The sequence below is a fragment of the Streptomyces sp. NPDC057249 genome (assembly GCF_042669245.1).
In the GTDB taxonomy this organism is placed as follows: domain Bacteria; phylum Actinomycetota; class Actinomycetes; order Streptomycetales; family Streptomycetaceae; genus Streptomyces.
In genome coordinates, this window is the sequence record NZ_JBHUXS010000042.1 from 1 (window position 1) to 3,295 (window position 3,295).

1 protein-coding gene is annotated in these 3,295 nt (G+C 71.3%); it reads left to right on the forward strand.

The window, feature by feature from the left end:
* On the forward strand, window positions 1–3,295 hold a 3,295-nt coding region (locus ACFUJY_RS35135; protein WP_383307251.1), incomplete at both ends, for a condensation domain-containing protein.

Sequence of the window (3,295 nt, forward strand, 5' to 3'; positions counted from 1 at the left end):
GTCACCGGCCACCTCTACCTCACCGGCCACGGCCTCGCCCACGGCTACCTCAACCGCCCCGACCTCACCGCCACCACCTTCATCCCCAACCCCTACGGCGAACCCGGCACCCGCCTCTACCGCACCGGCGACCTCGCCCACTTCGACCATGACGGACGCCTCCACTACGAAGGCCGGGCGGACAGCCAGGTCAAGGTGCGCGGCTTCCGCATCGAACCCGCCGAGATCGAAGCCGCACTCCTCACCCACCCCCACCTCACCCAGGCCACCGTCACCACCTACCACGACCAGCTCGCCGCCTACGTGGTCACCGACACCAAGACCACTACGGAAGACATCCGCCGGCACCTCGCCGACCGGCTCCCCGAGCACATGGTCCCCACCTACCTCACCGCCCTCGACCGACTCCCCCTCACCCCCAACGGCAAGATCGACCGACGCGCGCTGCCCGAACCGGCCGCCGTCGTCAGCCAGGGCCGCGCCCCGCGGAGTCAGCTCGAAGAGGTCACGGTCGCCCTGTTCAGCAAGGTGCTGGGCACTTCGGAGCCGGTGGGCGTCGAGGACAGCTTCTTCGCCCATGGCGGGCACTCGCTGCTGGCGGCCCGACTCACCAACCACCTCGCCGATGTGCTGGGCATCCGGCTGACCATCCGGGACGTGTTCCAGCACCCCACACCCGCACGCCTCGCCCAGCACATCGCCACCCTCGACGGCCGGCCCGCGCTCCCGCCGCTCACCGCGGGGGCCTGGTCCGGAGACGGTGATGCGCCCGTGTCCTTCGCCCAGCGCCGGCTGTGGCTGATGGCCGAGCTGGACGGCGGCAGCGCCGCGTACAACGTGCCGATGGCGGTACGGCTGACCGGTCCGCTGGACGCCGGGCTGCTCGACGCGGCGCTGCACGACGTGGTCGTACGCCACACCCCGCTGCGGACCGTGTTCGCGACGGTCGACGGCGAGCCGCGTCAGCACGTCGTACCGGCCGCAGAGGCCCAGGTGCCCGTCGAGCGCCGCGAGGTGACCTCGGGCGAGCTGCACCGCGCCATGGCCGGGGCCGCACGACACGTCTTCGATCTCCGGAGCGAACTCCCCGTCCGGGCCACCCTGTTCGAGGTCGACGGCGACTCCTGGGTGTTCCTGCTCCTGGTCCACCACATCGCGACGGACGGCCGGTCCACCGGTGTGCTGTTCGATGACCTGGCCCGGGCCTACGAGTCCCGGTGCGCGGGTGCGACCGCGAGTGTCCTGGAGCCGCTGCCGGTGCGGTACGCGGACTACGCGGTGTGGCAGCAGCGGGTGCTGGGGTCGGCCGACGACGCGGACAGCGTGCTCTCGCAGGAGCTGGCGTTCTGGCACAAGACGCTGGAAGGGCTCCCCGAAGAGCACGGCCTGAACCTGGACCGCCCGCGCCCCGCACGGGCCTCGCACCGGGGCGGTCAGGTCGAAGTCACCTTCGCGGATGACCTGTTCGCGCGCATCGGGGAGCTGGCCCGCGCCGAGGGCTGCACCCCCTTCATGGTCGTCCACGCCGCGCTCGCCGCAGCCCTCACCCGCCTGGGCGCCGGCACCGACCTGGCCATCGGCTCACCCGTCGCCGGCCGCACCGACAAAGCGCTCAGCGACCTCGTCGGCTTCTTCGTCAACACCCTCGTCCTGCGCACCCACACCGACGGCGACCCCACCTTCCGGGAGCTCCTGGGGCGTGTTCGCGCCACGGATCTGGACGCCTTCGCGCACCAGGACGCCCCCTTCGACCTCGTCCTCGACACCCTCAACCCCACCCGCACCCTCGCCCGCCACCCCCTCTTCCAAATCTGCCTCACGCTGGAATCCGGAGGCGTTCCGGAACTCCGGCTCGGGGACACCACGGTCACCGCGCTGCCGGACGTCACGAGCGGTGCGGCCAAGTTCGACGTGGAGTTCCTGCTCCGCACGGAGGACGGCCAGGGCCTGCGGGGAACGGTCCTCTACGCGGAGGACCTGTTCGACCGGTCGACCGTCGAGCGCATGGTGAGCGTGCTGGGTGAGGTGCTGCGCCAGGCACTGGCCGATCCCGGCCTGCGCGTGGGTGAGCTGGACGTGGTGTCGGACGCCGAGCGGCAACTGATTCTCGGGCCGTGGGCCGGAACGACCGTGGACATCGAGGACACGTCGCTGGTCGCTCGGTTCGAGGCCCAGGCCGCCCGCGCCCCGGAGGCCGTCGCGCTCATCGACGGCGACCAGGCCCTCACGTACGCGGAGCTGAACGCGACCGCCAACCGCTGGGCGCGCGAGCTGCGCGACCACGGCCTCGGCCGGGGCGACCTCGCCGGCATCCTCCTCGAACGCGACGCCACCTTCGCCACGGCACTCATCGCCGTACTCAAGACCGGCGCCGGACACGTACTGCTCGACCCGGACTTCCCCGACCAGCGACTGCACTCCGCCGCAACCGAAGCCGCCATCAGCCATCTGGTCACGAGCACCGAGCTCGCCGGCCGCCTCCCCGGAGGCTGGACCACCTGCACCGAGGGCCCGGACGAGGTGGCGCATCACGACGCGGGCGACGTGGGGGTACCGGTCCGTGGCCAGGACGTGGCGTGCGTGATGTTCACCTCCGGCTCGACCGGGCGGCCCAAGGGCATCCTGTCCTCGCACCGCAACCTCGTCTCCACGGTCACCGCGCAGACGTACGGGAACTTTGGGCCCGACCAGGTGTTCCTCCAGTGCTCACCGGTCTCCTGGGACGCCTTCAGCCTCGAATTCTGGGGCGCCCTCCTCCACGGCGGCACCACCGTCCTCCAGCCCGGCCAAAAGCCCGAACCGGCCCTCATCGCGGAGCTGTCCCGCCGCCACGGCGTGACGATGCTCCAACTCTCCGCCAGCCTCTTCAACTACCTCACCGACGAACACCCCGACGCATTCACCACCGTCGCCATCGCCTACACCGGTGGCGAAGCCGCATCCCCCGCCCACGTCCACAGGCTCCAGCAGCTTTCACCCCACACCACCGTCGTCAACGGATACGGCCCCGCCGAATCCATGGGCTTCACCACCACCCACCCGGTCACACCGTCCACCGAACCCCACCCCACCATCCCCGTCGGCACACCCCTCACCAACAAGGGCGCCTACCTCCTCGACGCCACCCTCCAACCCGTCCCGCCCGGTGTCACCGGCCACCTCTACCTCACCGGCCACGGCCTCGCCCACGGCTACCTCAACCGCCCCGACCTCACCGCCACCACCTTCATCCCCAACCCCTACGGCGAACCCGGCACCCGCCTCTACCGCACCGGCGACCTCGCCCACTTCGACC